Source organism: Prescottella sp. D32, from assembly GCF_037287305.1.
GTDB classification, from domain to species: Bacteria; Actinomycetota; Actinomycetes; order Mycobacteriales; family Mycobacteriaceae; genus Prescottella; species Prescottella equi.
Genome location: NZ_JARBSW010000001.1, coordinates 435,407 through 452,906 on the forward strand (window position 1 = coordinate 435,407; position 17,500 = coordinate 452,906).

Annotated in this window: 15 protein-coding genes; 6 read left to right on the forward strand and 9 right to left on the reverse strand. The window is 66.5% G+C overall.

The window, feature by feature from the left end; all coding sequences use genetic code 11:
- The first annotated feature begins 77 nt into the window (after positions 1-77).
- Positions 78-977 (forward strand): D-alanyl-D-alanine carboxypeptidase family protein, encoded by a 900-nt coding sequence (locus PSS76_RS01995; RefSeq protein WP_069855608.1) that lies wholly within the window; start codon positions 78-80, stop codon positions 975-977.
- 8 nt (positions 978-985) lie between these two features.
- Here the strand turns inward: PSS76_RS01995 and PSS76_RS02000 are convergent, their stop codons facing one another.
- The gene (locus PSS76_RS02000; RefSeq protein ID WP_013417542.1) at positions 986-1,897 is read right to left on the reverse strand and encodes an alpha/beta fold hydrolase; all 912 of its coding nucleotides are present in this window, start codon (positions 1,895-1,897) and stop codon (positions 986-988) included.
- A 199-nt stretch (positions 1,898-2,096) separates the two neighbouring features.
- Here PSS76_RS02000 and PSS76_RS02005 point away from each other — a divergent pair, with 199 nt between their 5' ends.
- Positions 2,097-3,251 carry a 3-ketosteroid-9-alpha-monooxygenase, oxygenase component gene (locus PSS76_RS02005; protein WP_044991487.1) on the forward strand — a complete coding sequence of 385 codons (1,155 nt, stop codon included), beginning with the start codon at positions 2,097-2,099 and terminating at the stop codon, positions 3,249-3,251.
- Between the two features lie 62 nt (positions 3,252-3,313).
- A complete protein-coding gene (locus PSS76_RS02010) occupies positions 3,314-4,243 on the forward strand; it encodes an NADP-dependent oxidoreductase (RefSeq protein ID WP_022598447.1) in 930 nt (309 codons plus the stop codon).
- A gap of 16 nt (positions 4,244-4,259) precedes the next feature.
- Here the strand turns inward: PSS76_RS02010 and PSS76_RS02015 are convergent, their stop codons facing one another.
- The 4 genes from PSS76_RS02015 to PSS76_RS02030 all read right to left on the reverse strand — a co-directional run bounded on the left by PSS76_RS02015 (position 4,260) and on the right by PSS76_RS02030 (position 8,515).
- A complete protein-coding gene (locus PSS76_RS02015; RefSeq protein ID WP_216317373.1) occupies positions 4,260-5,534 on the reverse strand; it encodes an LCP family glycopolymer transferase in 1,275 nt (424 codons plus the stop codon).
- A 64-nt stretch (positions 5,535-5,598) separates the two neighbouring features.
- The gene (locus PSS76_RS02020) at positions 5,599-6,291 is read right to left on the reverse strand and encodes a type 1 glutamine amidotransferase domain-containing protein (RefSeq protein ID WP_064076340.1); all 693 of its coding nucleotides are present in this window, start codon (positions 6,289-6,291) and stop codon (positions 5,599-5,601) included.
- Positions 6,292-6,333: 42 nt separating this feature from the next.
- Entirely contained in the window at positions 6,334-7,671 is a 1,338-nt protein-coding gene (locus PSS76_RS02025) for an MFS transporter (RefSeq protein WP_221280530.1), read from the reverse strand.
- Positions 7,672-7,723: 52 nt separating this feature from the next.
- Complete coding sequence (locus PSS76_RS02030; protein ID WP_013417536.1) at positions 7,724-8,515, reverse strand: SDR family NAD(P)-dependent oxidoreductase; 792 nt, start codon at positions 8,513-8,515, stop codon at positions 7,724-7,726.
- Between the two features lie 720 nt (positions 8,516-9,235).
- On the opposite strand from PSS76_RS02030, the gene PSS76_RS02035 reads away from it, so the two are divergent.
- A complete protein-coding gene (locus tag PSS76_RS02035; protein ID WP_337455799.1) occupies positions 9,236-10,861 on the forward strand; it encodes a ParB N-terminal domain-containing protein in 1,626 nt (541 codons plus the stop codon).
- On the opposite strand, the gene PSS76_RS02040 is transcribed toward PSS76_RS02035, so the two are convergent.
- From PSS76_RS02040 to PSS76_RS02050, 3 genes are all read right to left on the reverse strand, one after another.
- On the reverse strand, positions 10,818-11,729 hold the full coding sequence (locus PSS76_RS02040; RefSeq protein WP_337455800.1) for a DNA adenine methylase: 912 nt from the start codon (positions 11,727-11,729) through the stop codon (positions 10,818-10,820). The two genes, PSS76_RS02035 and PSS76_RS02040, sit on opposite strands and share 44 nt — an antisense overlap.
- Before the next feature lie 359 nt (positions 11,730-12,088).
- Positions 12,089-12,859: an SDR family NAD(P)-dependent oxidoreductase gene (locus PSS76_RS02045; RefSeq protein ID WP_337456136.1), complete on the reverse strand. Its 771-nt coding sequence runs from the start codon at positions 12,857-12,859 to the stop codon at positions 12,089-12,091.
- A 32-nt stretch (positions 12,860-12,891) separates the two neighbouring features.
- Positions 12,892-13,695, reverse strand: a complete 804-nt coding sequence (locus PSS76_RS02050) for an enoyl-CoA hydratase/isomerase family protein (RefSeq protein ID WP_221278295.1) — start codon at positions 13,693-13,695, stop codon at positions 12,892-12,894.
- Positions 13,696-13,783: 88 nt separating this feature from the next.
- Between PSS76_RS02050 and PSS76_RS02055 the strand changes: the two genes are divergently transcribed.
- A complete protein-coding gene (locus tag PSS76_RS02055; RefSeq protein WP_084924952.1) occupies positions 13,784-14,377 on the forward strand; it encodes a TetR/AcrR family transcriptional regulator in 594 nt (197 codons plus the stop codon).
- Between the two features lie 90 nt (positions 14,378-14,467).
- Complete coding sequence (locus PSS76_RS02060; protein ID WP_013417532.1) at positions 14,468-16,846, forward strand: FdhF/YdeP family oxidoreductase; 2,379 nt, start codon at positions 14,468-14,470, stop codon at positions 16,844-16,846.
- Here PSS76_RS02060 and PSS76_RS02065 read toward each other — a convergent pair.
- Positions 16,834-17,457 (reverse strand): TetR/AcrR family transcriptional regulator, encoded by a 624-nt coding sequence (locus PSS76_RS02065; protein WP_236722586.1) that lies wholly within the window; start codon positions 17,455-17,457, stop codon positions 16,834-16,836. The two genes, PSS76_RS02060 and PSS76_RS02065, sit on opposite strands and share 13 nt — an antisense overlap.
- Between the last annotated feature and the right edge of the window lie 43 nt (positions 17,458-17,500).

The window sequence follows — 17,500 nt, forward strand, 5'->3', positions numbered from 1 at the left end:
ATCGTCGCCACACCTTGTAGCAGAACGGTGACGAAACACCCGCAGGATCCGGAAACTCGGCGGCGACGGTGGACGCCATGCACATCCTTCGTAGAGGTATCGCCCTCCCGATCGCGGTCGTGATCCTGCTGGTGGGCGCCGCGCTGTGGTTCGTCGACGTGATGTCGCGACCGGGATCCGGCGGGCCTGTCGGCCTGGCGCGGCCCGGCGCCGCGACCGCGTACACCTTCGTGGACGACGCGGTCGCGGAGATGCGTGTCGGAGGGGCGCGGCAATCGCGGCCGCGGCCCACCGCGAGCACCGCGAAGGTCATCACGGCGCTGGCCGTGCTGGAGAGGAAGCCGCTCGCGCCGGGCGAGGACGGGCCGACGCTGACCATGACCGAGGCCGACGCCGATCTCTACCGCGACTACGCCGACCGGGGCGGCTCGGCGGTCGCGGTGGGAGCCGGACAGCAGTTGTCGGAGTACGAGATGCTCGTCGGCATGCTGTTGCCGTCGGCGAACAACCTGGCCGACACCCTCGCGGTGTGGGCATTCGGATCGCTCGCCGAATACCGGACGGCGGCAACGCAGCTGGTCCGTTCGCTCGGCATGACGTCGACGACGGTGGGTACCGACGCGAGCGGCTTCTCCTCGTCGACGACCAGCACCGTGCAGGACCTGACCCTGCTCGCGGCGGCGGCCGTGCGAAATCCGGTGATCGCCGAGATCGTCGCGCGCGACCACGCGACGCTGTCGGGGGTGGGGGTGGTCTTCAACACCAACTCGCTGCTCGGCCGTCCGGGAGTGGTGGGCCTCAAGACCGGTACGACCGACGAGGCGGGCGGGGTGTTCCTGTTCGCCGCGCGGGTCGGCGCCGCCGGCCGTCTCGTGGTGGGGGCGGTGCAGGGCGAGGGCCGGTCGGCCCACGACGCCGTCACCCGGGCGTCCCGCCTGCTCGACGAGATCGAGGAGGACACCGCCACCGAGGGCTGACCGGACCCTCAGTGGCTGACGGGTGCGCCGAATCCTCTCTGTGCGAGCCAGTCCAGGACGGTGTCGGCGACGTCCGGCCAACCGTGGTCGACGGTGAGGGAGTGACCGCGGTCCGCCAGCACGATGTAGTCGTTGTCGGTGGGGGCCTTGCGGTAGCGGTGGTGGGCGGACCGGCTGACCGATTCCGGGACGGCGTGGTCCTGACCACCACCGAGGATGAGCAGCGGTCCACGCCGTGCGGTCGTGTCGACGTGTGCGGGAGAACCGGGTAGCAGGTTCGCGAACGCCGCCTGGAACAGCGGCCGGCCGGGGGACGGGATGGTCCAGTGGTCGTAGATTTCGTCGGATTCGCTGCGGTCGATGGCATTTCCGAAGCTGTACGCGAAGGCGTCGGGCGTCAGTGTCACGGTGCGTTTGGCGTTCGCCGGGTTGCCCAGTACGGAGAACGTCGACCGTAGTTGCGCGAGCGGCAGTACCTTCACGCCCTGGATCTGGGCGGGGTCGATCGCCACGGCGGCCGCGGCGACGTCGGCGGCCAGCAGTTTCTGCGCGACGAGGCCGCCGAACGAGTGGCCGACGACGATGGGTTTGCGGCCCAACGGTGCGATGGCCTCGGCGAAATGTGCGGTGACCTCGTCGATCCCGTAGCCGGCCTGGTCGTCGGCGTGTTCGCGGGTGTCGGTGATGCTCGGCGCCTCCCCGGGCCACGTGGGTGCCAGGGTGCTGAATCCGGCGGCGCCGAATCTCGTTCGCCACGGGTCCCACGAGGAGGCGGCGAGCCAGAGTCCGTGGATGAACATGACCGGCGGGGCGTCGACGGCGAGGTGCGGTGTGTCCGGCGTGTCGGGCATGGTCTCGGGTCCTTCCAGATCGTGGAATGTGTCCCCAGTGCTGGCTATCACGATGCTCGGCCGCACCACTCGCGGAAGTCGTTATCGCCGTTTCGGTATGGACTTTGGTCACCAATCGAGGACAAACAGTTCGATTCGGTCCCGTTCAGTGAGATTCGTGCGACTCTCGACTGACACGTGTTTCAGTGTGAAGCAGGACACATCATCAAACAGATGATTGATACCGGTAGTCGAGCGTTTTTCACTGAAAGGGACTTGGGGAGCGGTCATGACGACGATGGATACGGAGAACGAAGAAGTCCGGATGATCGATGCCGGCGAGGCCCCGGAGCGTTTCGCGCGCGGGTGGCACTGCGTCGGTCTGACGCGCGACCTGCGTGACGGCAAGCCGCATCCGATCCACGCCTTCGGCACCAAGCTGGTGGTGTTCGCGGACAGCGAGGGCGATCTGAAGGTTCTCGACGCGTACTGCCGGCACATGGGTGGCGACCTGAGTCAGGGCGAGATCAAGGGCGACTCGGTGGCGTGTCCGTTCCACGACTGGCGCTGGAACGGCAAGGGCCGCTGCACCGACATCCCCTACGCCCGCCGCGTGCCGCCGCTCGCCAAGACCCGCGCGTGGACCACGATGGAGAAGGACGGACTGCTGTTCGTCTGGCACGACCCCGAGGGCAACCAGCCGCCGGCCGAGGTCACCATCCCGGAGATGACCGCCCCCGGTGAGGAGTGGACCGACTGGGTGTGGAAGCAGATCACCATCGACACCAACTGCCGCGAGATCATCGACAACGTCGTCGACATGGCGCACTTCTTCTACGTGCACTACGGCTTCCCGATCAAGTTCAAGAACATCTTCGAGGGCCACATCGCCACCCAGTACTACGAGGGCGTCGGACGCGAGGACATGGCCCGGCCCACCAAGGACGGACAGGCGGCCTCCACGGGCAACAGCTCGGTCGCGGCGTACTACGGCCCGTCCTTCATGATCGACGAGTTGACCTACCACTACCCGGATTTCGACATCGACTCGATCCTGATCAACTGCCACTACCCGATCTCGCCGAACAAGTTCGTCCTCATGTACGGCATCAAGGTCAAGCAGACCGACGACATCCGCGGGGAGAAGGCACAGGAGCTGGCGACGGCGATGGCGTCGTACATCACGATCGGGTTCGAGCAGGACGTCGCGATCTGGAAGAACAAGACCCGCATCGAGAACCCGCTGCTGTGCGAGGAAGACGGCCCCGTCTACCAGCTCCGCCGCTGGTACGAGCAGTTCTACGTCGACGTCGCCGACATCAGCCCGGACATGACCAACCGTTTCGAGTTCGAGATGGACACCACCAAGCCCGTCGCGGCGTGGCGGCGCGAGGTCGCCGAGAACATGGAGCGCCGGGCGGCCGAGCTCGCTGCTTCGAACTGACGCCGACGGACGACCCGCGGGGTTCGCCGGAATAAGCCGACGCGCCTCGCGGTTGCCCGGTCATGGCCAGAACGGTGGTCGCAACCGCGTACGGGGGCCCCGAGGTCCTCGAGGTGATCGACGCGGACATCCCGCCCCCGGGGCAGGGCCAGGTCGTCGTCGCGATGCGGGCTGTCGGGGTCAATCCGCTGGACTACAAGCTCTACAGCGGTGCCTTCGGTACCGATCCCGCCCGCTTGCCGATCCGCCCGGGCATGGAGGGGGCCGGCATCGTCGAACAGACCGGTGCCGGCGCCGACACCGTCCGGGTGGGCGACGAGGTGATCGTGCGCACCGATGAGGGCGCCTACGCCGATCGGGTACTGCTTCCGGTGGACGACGTCCTGCCGAAACCCGAATCGCTGACATGGGAGGGCGCAGCCTGCCTGCTGTCGTCGGGCGCGACGGCGTACGAGGCCCTCGCGGTCGCAGACGTGGGCGAGGGGGACACCGTCGTCATCCACGGCGCGGCCGGCGGTGTCGGTGAACTGGCCGTCCAACTGGCCGTGATGCGAGGCGCCGTGGCGATAGGCGTCGCCTGGCCCGTTCATCACGATTTCCTGCGCACTCTCGGCGCCGTCCCGGTCTCGCCGGGGCCCGGCCTGGTCGCGCGGATCCACGAGGTCGCACCGGACGGGGTCGACGCGGTCGTGGACACCGTCGGTACCGACGAGGTGGTCGACGATTCGCTTGCGCTGGGCGTGGAGAGGGATCGGTTCGTCAGTCTCGTCGCGTTCGGCCGGGCGGTCCGCGACGGCTTCCGCACGGTCGACGGGATCAGTGAGGAGAGTGCGCGGATCCGCCGCGAGGCGCGTCCGCTGCTCGTGGACATGGCCGGGCACGGCGGGCTGGACGTGGTCGTCGGCACCCGGTTCCCGTTGGCCGAGGCCGCGGCGGCGCACCGAGCGCTGCAGGAACCGCACGCCCGGGGCAAGTTCGTGCTGCTGCCGTAGCGGGGACGGCAGCAGATCAGTCGACGCACGGGATACCTCTGCTGTCGTCCGCCGCCACGGGCTCTTCAGGTGGTGGAGCTTCGAGCGGAGTGCTGGTGTCCTCGGTGGTCGTCGTGGTGCTGTGCGACCCGGACCGGGTGGTCCGGGAAGACGTGGGCGACGGACCGGTCGTGGTCGTGGGCGTGGTCGTGGTGGGGCTCTCGCCCGCGAACAAGCCGGCCACCTCGGAGCGCAGGCGGTTGGGGTCCACGATGTTCACGGCCTGACCGTCGACGGTCCGGTACCCCTCGATCGGCAGGGTGTGGAAGTCGAGTTCGCCCCGGGTGAGGTTGCGCGCACGCAGGGCGAACGACACCGGATCGAGGTCGTCGTCGACCACGACGTCGCTCTTGACCGTGTCGAACAGCCCGCGCATCTTGGGGACACTGCCGAACATGCCACCGACGTCGAGGTTGCGGAGGACGGCGGTGAGGAACGCCTGCTGCCGGCGGGTGCGGTCGAGGTCGCCGTTGGCGAGCCCGTGTCGTTGCCGCACGAACGACAGCGCCTGCGACGGATCGAGCATCTGCCTGCCGGCGGGGAAGTTCGCGCCCGAGTACGGGTCGTCGACCGGTGCGTTGAGGCACACCTCGAGCGGGCCGAGCGCCTCGGCGATGTCGTAGAAGCCCACGAGGTTGACCTCGGCGAAGTGGTCGATGGGGACGCGCAGCAACTTCTGCACGGTCTCGATCGTGGACCGTCGCCCGGCGTCGCGGGATCGCTGTTCGCGTTCGGCGGGGTCGGTCACGCCCTGCTCCTCAAGGTCGGCGTCGGCGTCCGCCTTCGCCATCCCGTACGCCTCCTTGATCTTGTGCTTGCCGTACCCGGGGACGTCCACGTAGTCGTCGCGAGGGATCGCGGCCGCGGTGGCTCGGCTGCCGTCTCCCGGGACATGCAGCAGGATGAGCGTGTTGGTGTTGTAGCCACCTGCGTCGCTGTCCCCGGCATGCAGTTCGTCGGTGACGAACTCGGCCGGTAGATCGTTGCCGTGCATGTCCTTTCGGCTGTCGAGGCCGATGAGCAGAATGTTCGAGTCGCCATGTCGGGAATTGCGGTCGCCGCCGGTCAGGACGTCGAGGGCGCCCGACCGGAGGATTCCGCTCGTCAACTCGTGGTGCGCCGCCCATCCGAGTCCGGTCACCACCAGGACGGCGGTCGCCGCGGTGGCCGCCGCGATGCGCAGGGCGGTGACCGTCCTGCGTCGGCGGCGTGGACCCGCGGCGTCGATCGTGTCGTCCTGATCGGAGCGCACTGCCCCAACATAGCCGGGCCCAGCGCACCGACACCCGGCGAATCGGGTCACATGTGGGTGACGCTCAGCCGAGTTGCTTCACAACCGCTTCGGCCACGGGCCGTGCGCTCGCCGGATTCTGCCCCGTCACCAGGCGCCCGTCCTCCACGACGTGCGGCGCGAAGGGCTCGGCCGCGAAGGAGTACACCGCGCCCCGCTCCTCCAACCTCGCCTGGAGACTGAACGGCACCGCATCGGCACGGTGCGCGAATTCTTCCTCCGGCCAAGAGAATCCGGTGACATTGCGGCCGGCGATCAGGTAGTCGCCGTTCGAGAGGGTCGCACCGAGGAGGCCGGCCGGGCCGTGGCACACGGCCGAGACGACCTTGCCCGTCTCGTGGAATTCCCGCAGCAGTCGCGAGAGGTGCGGGTCGTCCGGGAAGTCGAACATCACGCCGTGCCCGCCCGTGAGGTAGATGGCGTCGTAGTCGTCGGCGGCCACGTCTGCGATGGAGACGGTGGTGTCCAGTAGGTCCATGAATGCCCGGTCTGCATAACGTTTTCCGGTTCCCAGCTCCTCCAGGACCTCCTGGGTGAGGCTCTCCGGATCGAGTGGGACCGGGCCGCCGGCGATGCTCGCGATGGTCGCGGTGCCACCCGCTTCGTGCAGGTAGTCCCAGAAATGCGTCAACTCTCCCAACCACAGTCCGGTGCGGTAGCCGACGCTCTCGTACTCGCCGACGCTCGTGACGACGATCAGTACCCGCTTGCCGCTCATGTGAACTCCTCGGGTGTTCGGCGGTTTCGCTCCGCTCCCACGTTACGAGGCGACGGTGTTCCTCACCATCTCCCGCTCGTCACGGTCCGATGATGTCGTGATCGCGAGTGCCATCACGGCCGCGACCGCGCACAGGCCGCCCGCGACGAAGAACGCCGCGTCGTAGCCGCCGAGCCGGTCCCGGACGACGCCGGCCAGGAACGCGACGAGCCCGGCGCCGATCTGGTGCGACGCGAGCACCCACCCGAAGACGATGGGGCCGTCGGCGCCGAAGTGCTTGCGGCACAGTGCGACGGTCGGCGGCACGGTCGCCACCCAATCGAGCCCGTAGAAGATGATGAACGCGATCATCGGCGGGTGCACCGTCTCCGCGAAGAGGATGGGCAGCACCATGAGCGACAGGCCGCGCAGCAGGTAGTAGATCCCGAGGAGCTTGCGGGAGTCGAACCGATCGGTGAACCAGCCCGACGCGATGGTGCCCACCAGGTCGAAGATGCCGATCACGGCAAGCAGGCCGGCGGCTGCCGTGACGGGCATGCCGTGATCGTGGGCGGCGGGGACGAAGTGCGTGCCGACCAGTCCGTTGGTGCTGGCACCGCAGATGGCGAAGGTTCCCGCCAGGAGCCAGAACACCCGGGTCCGTGCCGCCGAGCGCAGGACGCCGAGCGCGCGCCCGACCGCACCTCCGGACGCCGACGGCGGCTGTGGCCGGACGTAGTCGGCCGGCGCTCCCAGCGGCGGCACACCGACCTCCTCCGGACGGTCCCGGAGGAACACCAGTACCAACGGCACCACCGCGAGTGCGGCGACGGCGACGGTGAGCGAGACCGTCCGCCAGTCGTAGCGTTCGGACAGGGCCGCCAGCGCCGGCAGGAACACGAGCTGGCCGGCGGCACCGCCCGCGGTGAGAATGCCGGTGACCAGGCCGCGGCGGGCGACGAACCAACGGTCGACCACCGTCGCGACGAAGGCGAGCGCCATCGACCCGGTCCCCAGACCCACCAGGACTCCCCACAGCAGGATCAACTGCCACGTCGTGGTCATGAAGACCGTCAGGCCGCTGCCCAGCGCGACCAGCGTCAGCGCTGCCGCCACGACTCGCCGCATGCCGAAGCGTTCCATCAGCGCTGCGGCGAACGGTGCGGTCAGTCCGTACAGCACGAGGTTCACCGAGACCGCCGCGGAGATGCTCGCGCGGGACCAGCCGAAGTCGTCGTGCAGCGGGTCGATCAGGATCGACGGCGCCGCCCGGAAGCTGGCGGCTCCGACGAGGGCGAGGAAGGCCACGACCGCGACGAACCAGGCCGGGTGGATGCGAGGTACACGCCCGCCGGGGATGGAAATCGTGGTGGAGCGGGGCGGGGCGATCTCGGAACTCACGGCGTACATTGTGGCCGCCGCGGCCCGGACCGCCCCGCTCGCCCCGGAGTGCTCAGTTCGGCATGAGCGCCGGCGGCGTACCCGGCAGGCCCGGGTAGTACGTGCCGGCCGACCAACCGCCGTCCACCGCGAGTTCGGCGCCCGAGATGTACGACGCCTCGTCGCTCGCGACGAAGAGGGTGGCCCGCGCGATGTCCTCGGACTCGCCGATTCGTTGCAGCGGCACACCCACGTACTTGCTCTGCAGATCGTCGCCGACCAGACCGCCCGGATTGCCGAGCGTGGTGTCCACGCCGCCGGGGTGCACCGAGCACACGCGGATGCCCGCCGGACCCAACTCGTAGGCCAGCGCCTTGGTGAGTCCGCGCACGGCCCACTTGCTCGCGGTGTACGCGGCCAGGCCGTTGACGCCGCGCAGCCCGTCCACCGAGGAGATGTTGACGATGACGCCGCGGCCCGCCTTCTTCATGGTCGGCACGACAGCCTTGGCGCCCAGCAGGTTTCCGAGGACGTTGATGTCGAGCAGGCGTTCGGTCCGCGCGACGTCGAGGTCCTCGATCGGCGCCCAGTGCATTACTCCGGCATTGTTCACCAGGATGTCGAGGCCGCCGAAACGGTCGACGGCCACTGCGACGGCCGACTCCCACGAGGATTCGTCGCTCACGTCCAGCGGCGTGAAGATCGCTGCGTCGCCGAGTTCGGCGGCGAGTGCACGCCCCTTCTCCTCGAGCACGTCACCGAGCACCACGCGCGCGCCCTCGTGGACGAACAAGCGCGCGGTGGCGGCGCCCATGCCCTGCGCCGCGCCGGTGACGATCGCGACCTTGCCTTCGAGCCGTGCCATGTGTCCTCCGAAATCCGTTGCGCGCCGGTCGGTCCGGCCTGCCACGGACCATGGCGTGATCGCCCGGTGAAGAAAAGGGTGTTTCTCACTCAGTGGTACGGGTCACATTCGAATGCTCGGGTGGGACAATGCTCGGGTGGGACTCAGTGCACGACGGATCCGCCGTCGGCGATGATCACCTGACCGCGGATGTAGCGATGGGTTCTTTCCCGTCGACATTTGGTCGGCTGACGACGTGCCTCATGACTGCTCCACGAAGCGTGCCCCAGGATCGCGCCAGCGTTCTTCGAGTGGATTTGCTTCGAAACGAACACGAGTCGCAAGAGTTTCCCTGCCTGACATGCAGCAGTGCTGGGTCCTGTGGCGCTCGTCTTTGGCTGGGGTCCTTTCGCCATCACCAAGCTTTTGATGGACGATGCTCGGCTCCCGCGAGATCACCAAAAGCCCATCAACTCTGCCTCACGGTCTGCCGAATGTTTGCTCGAACTGCGTCCTGGTGGGCGTGGCCCTGGACCTGCTCGCGGCAATCGAACGCCTTGATCCGCAGCCCTTGGCTGAGGCTCCGATCGAGTGCCTACCGGGATTAGATCCAGCGAATGATCGCGAGGGCAGAGGCAAGACGCCGGGGTCGGTTCTGGGCTCGGACGCACGGCGCTAAGCTCTCATTTCGGTTATGCAGAGGGGACTGGCCTCTGGCCGGTGCGAGGGGAGGGGTATCTGATGGCGTACAACCCGATGCCGATCAAGGAAGTCAAGGTAGCTGATCTGGTCCTCGACGTGGACAACTACCGATTCCCGATCAAACAACTCAGCGAGAGCGCGGCGATGAACTACTTGTTCGCTGAGCACGACGTACCGAAGGTCGCGAGCCTGATTCTGCGCGATGGGTACGTCGACAACGAGATCCCAATGGTTACGCCAGATAGTGAGCGTTACGTCATTCTTGAGGGCAACCGGCGTCTTTCGGCTCTACGAGCCCTGCTCGATCCGAGCCTCGTTCCCGCTCATCAGGCCGAAATTGAACGCCTGCTCAAGCGATTCTCCATCGAAGCTGCGGACCTTCCCGAAGTAATTCGAGTGATGGTCTTCCCTGACAGGGACTCTGCCGCACCCGTCCTCGCTCGACTGCACACTGGTGACGCAAAGAAGGGCTGGAGCCTCGATGAGCAGGCCAAGTTTGTCTTCGCGCAGCTAACCGACGGCATGACTGTCGGCGACCTGAAGAACCAGCTGCCTGGAATTAAAGAGCCAGTCCGGCTGATCCGGATGGGGCGGATGCGCGAACTGCTCATGACGACCAAGTTCGCTGAGCAAGCGATCGGCGAATACGCGAGCAGCCCCCGACTGAAGATGTCCTCATTCGAATACGCATACCGCAACTCCGACATCCAGTCGGCGATCGGGATTGCCTTCGATGATCAGGGTAACCTCGTGTCCCGGCCATCGACCCCATCTCACCTCGTCGCTCTTGAGCGCCTGCTGCAGGGCTTCAAAGCTGGCAAGTTGAATACTCGTCGCGGGCTCAAACCTGAGACCGAAGAATTTGAGAGTCTGTTGGCTGAACTACGCGCACCACTCGCGTCTGTGGTGTCAGGCGACCAGGACGACGCGTTCGTGGTCCCTGAAGGTCGTTCGGGGCGGAGTGAGGCTGAGGTCCCTGAAGGTCGTTCGGGGCGGAGTGAGGCTGAGGTCCCTGAAGGTCGTTCGGGGCGGAGTGAGGCTGAGGTCCCTGAAGGTCGTTCGGGGCGGAGTGAGGCTGAGGCAGCGAAGCAGCAGCCTGATCGTGATAATCGGCAGGAGACTGCGGATACCGAACAGCCAATAGTCGATCCTCGACACATCGATAGTGAATCGCGCAATCAACTTCCGGCGTTCCCCAGTCGCGGCCCGAATAACCCTGAAACTAAAGCTACCTTGGACTTCTCTGGCTTCGACGAAGAAAGCCTGCCTGTTCCGCTCAAGCATCGAGTACGAGAGTTGAGAAGGATCAGGGTCTACGACTTCCCCGCTGCGGCCGCGATGCTAATGCGGTCGGTGTTGGAGGCCGCGATCAAGGAGCATTATGGCATCAAATACGGGCCGGAGGTATCTGGCACATTGGGCAAGGTAATGGAGAAGGTCACCTCTGATTACGCGTCCAACGGCACTCTCTCACACGCCATTTCAACCATCAACCATACGAAGAAGGGTGCCAGCACGAAGCCTGGGACCGGTGAATGGTTCAATCTTGTCGCGCACAGCGTGAACATAGACGCGGATGGTACCCAGGTCCATCAGGCATGGCGCGTGGTCCTCCCTTTGGTCAGGTTCCTGCTGCAGCCGTCTGCGAAGGGCCCAACTTTGTAAGAGCATCGGCGACATGCCTTGATGCGATCATCAGCTCGGCTGCCCTACCGGGGTGCCGGGCCGAATAGTTGAGCTCATAGCGACACCGAAATTTTGTCGCATAGAGCCGCTCGATCAGCGGCGACGTGTCATACGTCATCAGCCAGTGCGCGCGCTTGACACCGTTGACGATCTTGGCGAGTGCCGTGTGATCGCGGTGGTCAAATGCGTTGAGGTACAGCTGTGAACCAGCTTGAACATACGGCGGATCGATGTACATGAATGCGTGGGGGTCATTTGCATGTCTGACGATCACCTCACGCCCGTCCAAATCGCTGACCGTGATTCTGTCGGCCAACTCGCCTATGGCGCGGAGGCGCAGAGCGAGCGTCTCGCGATTGAATCTTGCATCAATCTTGTAGTTCCCCCTCTGCGCGAGGCCACCAATGACGCCACCCCTGAGTACCCCCGATCGATTCGTGCGGTTGAGGTAGAAGAAGGCGAATCCGAGCGTGAGTGGATCAGATTCGTCCGCGGCGCGGTAGATATCGCGCTGTCGGAGCCACTCAGGGATCGACAGCGGGATAGATTCCACGAGGTCCACGAACGCGTCGTTATCGTTCACAACGCTGCTCCAGAAGGCGTGCACGGCAGCGTCGAAGTCATTAATAACGAGGCGGTCAATGATTCCTTGACGTAACAGTGCAATGCCGGCTCCAGCTCCACCAGCGTACGGTTCTACATACTTGGCGCCCTGTATACCCAGCTCCGCAATGACGTCCGCGAACAACCCAGCTAGCGCCGCTTTGCCACCTGGGTAACGGAGGGGAGAAAGGGTACCGTACCGCCGAGAAGCTACGATGTTTATCCCGTCCGTCAACTCGGGCACCCCCTGCTCCCAAGCGTTTTCGCTGCAACTCGGCGTCTGGATTTGGACACGTTCCGGATCCTACAGCCATGCCGGTCCGCGACGACTTGGGCACGCAGCTGTGATGATCACATAGCGTATCCCGACCTCGAACGCGCGGCGAAGGGTGGGTTGCTGCCATTTGCAATTTCGACCGGTGATGCTTCAGCCCTATCCGCACCTCCTTCGCGCGTGGTTGCGCAAGGTCCAGCACCGCAGAGAGGCTAGCTAGCGCGCCGTTTGAAGTCTCTAAATCATGAATGTCTCTTCAGGAGGACCCGAACCCACTTTTCGTCGCGAAACCCGGGGGCGCGTAGTCTCTCGGCGACTCATGTAGTCGGTCAGTGCACGACGGACCCGCCGTCGGCGATGATCACCTGGCCGGTGATGTAGCTGCCGGCGTCGGACGTCAGCAGTAGTGCGGGACCGACCATCTCGTCAGGTTCGGCGATGCGCTTCTGCAGGGACATCTCCCGCATCGCCTCGATCGCCTCGGGCGGGTTGTTGCGGACCATGTCGGTGTCGACCGAGCCCGGTGCGAGCGCGTTGACGCGGATGCCGCGCGGCGCGAATTCGGCGGCCATCGAGCGGGTGAACGACAGCAGTGCGCTCTTGCCCGCCGCGTACATCGCGACTCGGGGAGAGAACATGAATGCGCCGACGGAGACGACATTGAGCACGGCAGCGTGCGCGCTGGCCTCGAGATGCGGCAGGGCGGCCTGGGTGAGGAAGACCGGTCCGCGCAGGTTCACGTCGTACGACTTGGACCACGCGTCCGCGGTGAATCGGCCCAGCGGCTGTGTCAAGGGATTCGCGGCGGCGTTCACGAGGATGTCGATGCCGCCGAACTCTCCAACGGCCCGGTCGACGAGTGTCGTCAGATCGTCGAGCTCACCGAGATGGGTCGGCACACCGATCGCGTTGCCACCCAGATTTCGCAGGTGCTGCTCGATCTTGGCGCACGCCTCGGGTTTGCGGCTGGCCACGACGACGTTCGCGCCCGCGGACACGTACGCCTCTGCGAGTGCGAGGCCGATGCCGCGGGTGCCGCCGGTGACGACCGCGGTGCGGCCGGTGAGATCGAACAGGGTGCCGAGCTTCTCACGGTTCACGATCGAGGGTTCCTTTCCGAGGGACATGCGGGTCAGTGGACCCAGGACGGTGCCCGGCGCTCCGCGAACGCCGTGACGGCCTCGGCGAACTCGCCGCCGGTGCCGGCCAGGATCTGGGTGCGGTTCTCGAGCGCGATGGCCGCGTCCACGCTGGCGGCGGATGCGTTGGCGACGAGAACCTGCTTCGTCATCGCCAATGCGAACGGGCTGTGGGTGCACAGGGTGGCCGCGAGTTCGGTTGCGGTGTCCAGTAGTTCGCCGTCTCCGGCCACGCGGGTGACGAAGCCGATCCGCTCCGCCTCGGTGGCATCGAACTCGCGACCGGTGGTGATCAGTTCGGCGGCGCGGCCGCCGCCGACGATCCGGGGAAGTGTGTAGCTGATCCCGATGTCGCAGCCCGAGATCCCGATCTTGACGAACTGCACGCCGAATCGGGCCGATGTGGACGCGATCCGTATGTCGCACGCCGCCGCCAGCGCGAGTCCGCCACCGAACGCGGGTCCGTTTATCGCGGCGATCACGGTCTGCGGGAGTCGTTGGATCCGCGGGACCAGCGAGGCGATGTACTCCTGTGTGCGCATTCCGGCCGCCGGTCCGGTGAGGCCGGCGGCGGTCGGTGCCGTGCGGACCGGATCCTTGAGGTCGAGACCGGCACAGAAGCCGCGGCCGGCGCCGGTGAGGACCACGACGCGGCACGAGTTGTCTCGCTCGAACGCGGCCAGGGCGTCGTGGAGTTCCTCGACCAGGGCGAAGCTCAGCGCGTTGAGACGCTCCGGCCGGTCGAGCGTGAGGATCGCGACGTCCGGTGCGGGCCGTGCGATGTCGATCAAAGTCATTCGGGCTCCGCTTCGTTCGAATCGTCCGGCTATCAGGCTTACACCATGTAAGGTAAATACGCAGCACTTTCACGAGGAAGGGTGCGAAGTGACTCAGGACGGTCCCGGCAGGGGGCGGCGGCGCGACCCCGTGCGGCATCGCGCGGTGCTCGACGCCGCGGCGCAGGTGCTGGTCGAGGACGGCTACGAGGCGCTCACCCTTGCTGCGGTGGCGCGGCGGGCGGGTGTCGGACGTCCACTGCTCTACCAATGGTGGGGAACGAAGGGCGCGCTGGTGCAGGAGGTGCTGTTCCGGCGCGAACCGGTGTCGGCGCGGGCCGTCACTCCCGGCGCGTCCTTCGAGGAGACCTTCACGGCGATGGTTCACGACATGGTGTCGCTGCAACTGCTGCCCGAGTACCGGCGAGGGATGCCGGGACTGATCGCAGACATGGTGGCAGACCCCGCCCTCCAGGATCAGGCCGAACGCCGGTTCATCGGGCCCGTGCGGGCGCGCTACGTCGAGGTCTTCGACCGAGCGGCCCGATCCGGCGAGATCGGACCGAACGTGGACGGCGCCCTCGTGCTGGACACGCTGCGCGGTGCGCTCACCACGCTGACCTCGGCCCGGCCGGACTGGGAAGCGGACGATTTCGTCGACTATCTCGTGCGACTGGTGCTGGACGGGATCCGCACCGGCTGACGGCTTCACGAGGAGACCTTCGCGGTATCGCGCCCGGCGTGCCGAAGTGTCCTACGGTGGACCGGAGGCCGACAGCGAGCGGAGGTCGACATGCGCAGGCGCGACAAGGAAGAACGCCCGGACTACGACGAATCCCACCTGAGGGTCGGGAAGCCGAAGACGAAGGCCGCCGGTGTTCCCGCCGTTGCGGTCTCCATGAAGCGGTCGCTGGAGAACATGGGCATCGTCCGCACCGGTGAGACGCTGCTCGAGTTGAACAAGGTCGGCGGCTACGACTGCATGAGCTGCGCGTGGCCCGACCCCGAACCCGGACACCGGCACCCGGCGGAGTTCTGCGAGAACGGCGCCAAGGCCGTCGCGAACGAGGCGACCCTGCGCAGGGTGACGCCCGAGTTCTTCGCGCGTCACTCGATCGCCGAACTCGCCTCGCGCAGTGAGTACTGGCTCAACGAGCAGGGGCGGATCACGCACCCGATGATCAAGCGGCCAGGGGCGACGCACTACGAACCGATCGACTGGTCCGACGCGTATGCGCTGATCGGACGCGAGCTGCAGTCCCTCGACCCCGACGAGGCGATCTTCTACACATCCGGCCGTGCCTCGAACGAGGCTGCCTTCGCCTATCAACTGTTCGTCCGGGCGTACGGCACCAACAACCTGCCGGACTGCTCGAACATGTGCCACGAGTCGACGTCGATCGCGCTCGCCGAATCGATCGGAATAGGCAAGGCCAGCGTGGTCTTCGAGGACATCCACGAGGCCGATCTGATCGTGCTGCAGGGGCACAATCCCGGAACCAACCACCCGCGGATGCTCACGCACCTCGAGGAGGCGAAGAAGCGCGGCGCGAAGATCCTGTCGATCAACCCGCTCAAGGAGGCGGGCCTGCTGCACTTCCAGAACCCACAGACCCCGAGTGGGGTGATCGGCCGGGGGACGGATCTCTCCGACTACCACCTGCAGATCAAGCTCGGTGGCGATCTCGCCCTGATGCAGGCGATCGGTTCGCTACTCGTCGAGTGGGACGCGCTCGACCACGAGTTCATCGAGGCGTACACGCACGGCTTCGAGGCGTGGCGCGATCATGTCAGGGCGGTGGACTGGGACGCGGTCACGGCGTCCACCGGGCTGTCCCGGGCGGAGATCACGGGGGCGGCGCAGATGCTGCGCGAGTCGAAGGCCACGGTCTTCTGCTGGGCGATGGGGCTGACCCAGCACCGCAACGCGGTCGCGATCATCAAGGAGGTCTGCAACGTCGCGTTCGCGCAGGGCAACATCGGCAGGCCCGGAGCGGGGCTGCTGCCACTGCGCGGCCATTCCAACGTTCAGGGCGACCGGACCATGGGGATCTGGGAACGCCCGCCGCAGAGCTTCCTCGATGCGCTCCAGCTGGAGTTCGGTTTCGATCCGCCCCGCGAGTACGGCTACGACACCGTCGATTCGATCCGCGCGATGCGGGACGGCAAGGCCAAGTTCTTCATGGGGCTCGGTGGCAACTTCGTCGAAGCGGCCCCGGACACCCGCGTCACCGCGGGCGCGATGCGCAACACCCGGATGTCGGTGCAGATCTCGACCAAGCTCAACCGGTCACACCTCGTCACCGGCGAGACCGCACTCATACTCCCGACGCTGGGGCGCACCGAGAAGGACGTCCAGGCGAGCGGGGAACAGTTCATCTCGGTCGAGGACTCGGTGTGCGCCGTGCACGCGTCGCGTGGCCCGCTCGATCCGGCGAGTCCGCACCTGCAGTCGGAGACGGCCATCGTCACGCAGATCGCGCACGCGACTCTCGGTGACCGTTACGGCCTCGATTGGCTGGGCATGCGGGACGACTACGCGAAGATCCGGCTCCACATCTCGAAGGTGGTTCCGGGGTGCGAGGGCTACGAGGTGAACGTGCGTCGTCCGGGCGGATTCATCCTCCCGCATCCGCCGCGTGACTCGAGGACGTTCGAAACCCCTTCGGGGAAGGCCGAGTTCGACGTCGCTCCGATCGAGGTGATGCAGGTGCCGCCGCGGCACCTGATCCTGCAGACGCTGCGCAGCCACGACCAGTTCAACACCACCATCTACGGCCTGAGCGATCGCTATCGGGGTATCGAGGGCGGGCGCCGCGTGATCTTCATGCACCGCGACGACATCGCCGCTCTCGGCTACGACGACGGCGATCGGGTGGACCTGCTGACGGAATGGAAAGGCGACGACTGTGCTCGGTACGCGCCGAGTTTCCGGATCGTCGAGTACGACATTCCGCGAGGCACGGCGGCGGCCTACTATCCCGAGACCAATCCGCTCGTCCCGCTGGATTCGACTGCGCTGAAGAGTAATTGCCCCACGTCCAAATCGATCATCGTGCGACTGGAGCGGGCGGGCACCGTGCGGGAGGCGCACCTCGACGCGCGTACGCAACACGACATCGGCTGGGACTGGTCGCACAAGAGCGAGCCGCAGCCGCGTTACCTCTCCTGAGTGTGCGCGGGCGGTAGTCCGGCGGCGACCGCCACGGTGTCGAGTACCCACGCCTCGTATCGCTCCGGCGTCCAACCGCTCTCGCGCACGAGGTGCGTATAGGTCTCGGGACTCAGCAGCGCCAGTGCGACGTCCGTGGCGGCGTGGGGGTCCACGCCAGGCGACTTCGCGGCGAGGGCGTCCATCAGGTACCGCTGAACGGTGCGACGCTGCTCGAGATTCGTCTGCCACAACTCCGCGACCTCGGAGTCGGCCGACGCTCCGGCCCGCACCGCGAGCAGCACGTCGGCGGCGCGTTCCAGGATCAGGCGGGCGTGGTGGATCTGGATCCGCAGCTGATCGCGCGGATCAGGGGCCGCGACGGCGTCGGCGACCCAGCCCCGGTCGAGAGTCGCGACCGGCGCGTCGTCGCCGGCGATGGTGACGTCGAGCAGGGACGACAGCACGCTGCGCTTGTTGCCGAACACGAAGTACACGCTCTGCGACGACACGCATGCGCGGGCGGCGATCTGCTTGATCGTGGTGGCCGCGTACCCGGTGGTCGTGAACAGGGCGCACGCCGCGTCGAGGATCTTCGCGCGTGCCGGTCGCTGTCCGTTGGAGGTTGCCACGCCCAAACCCTAGCTCTAGAGTTGTGCTCTAGAGCAGAACTCT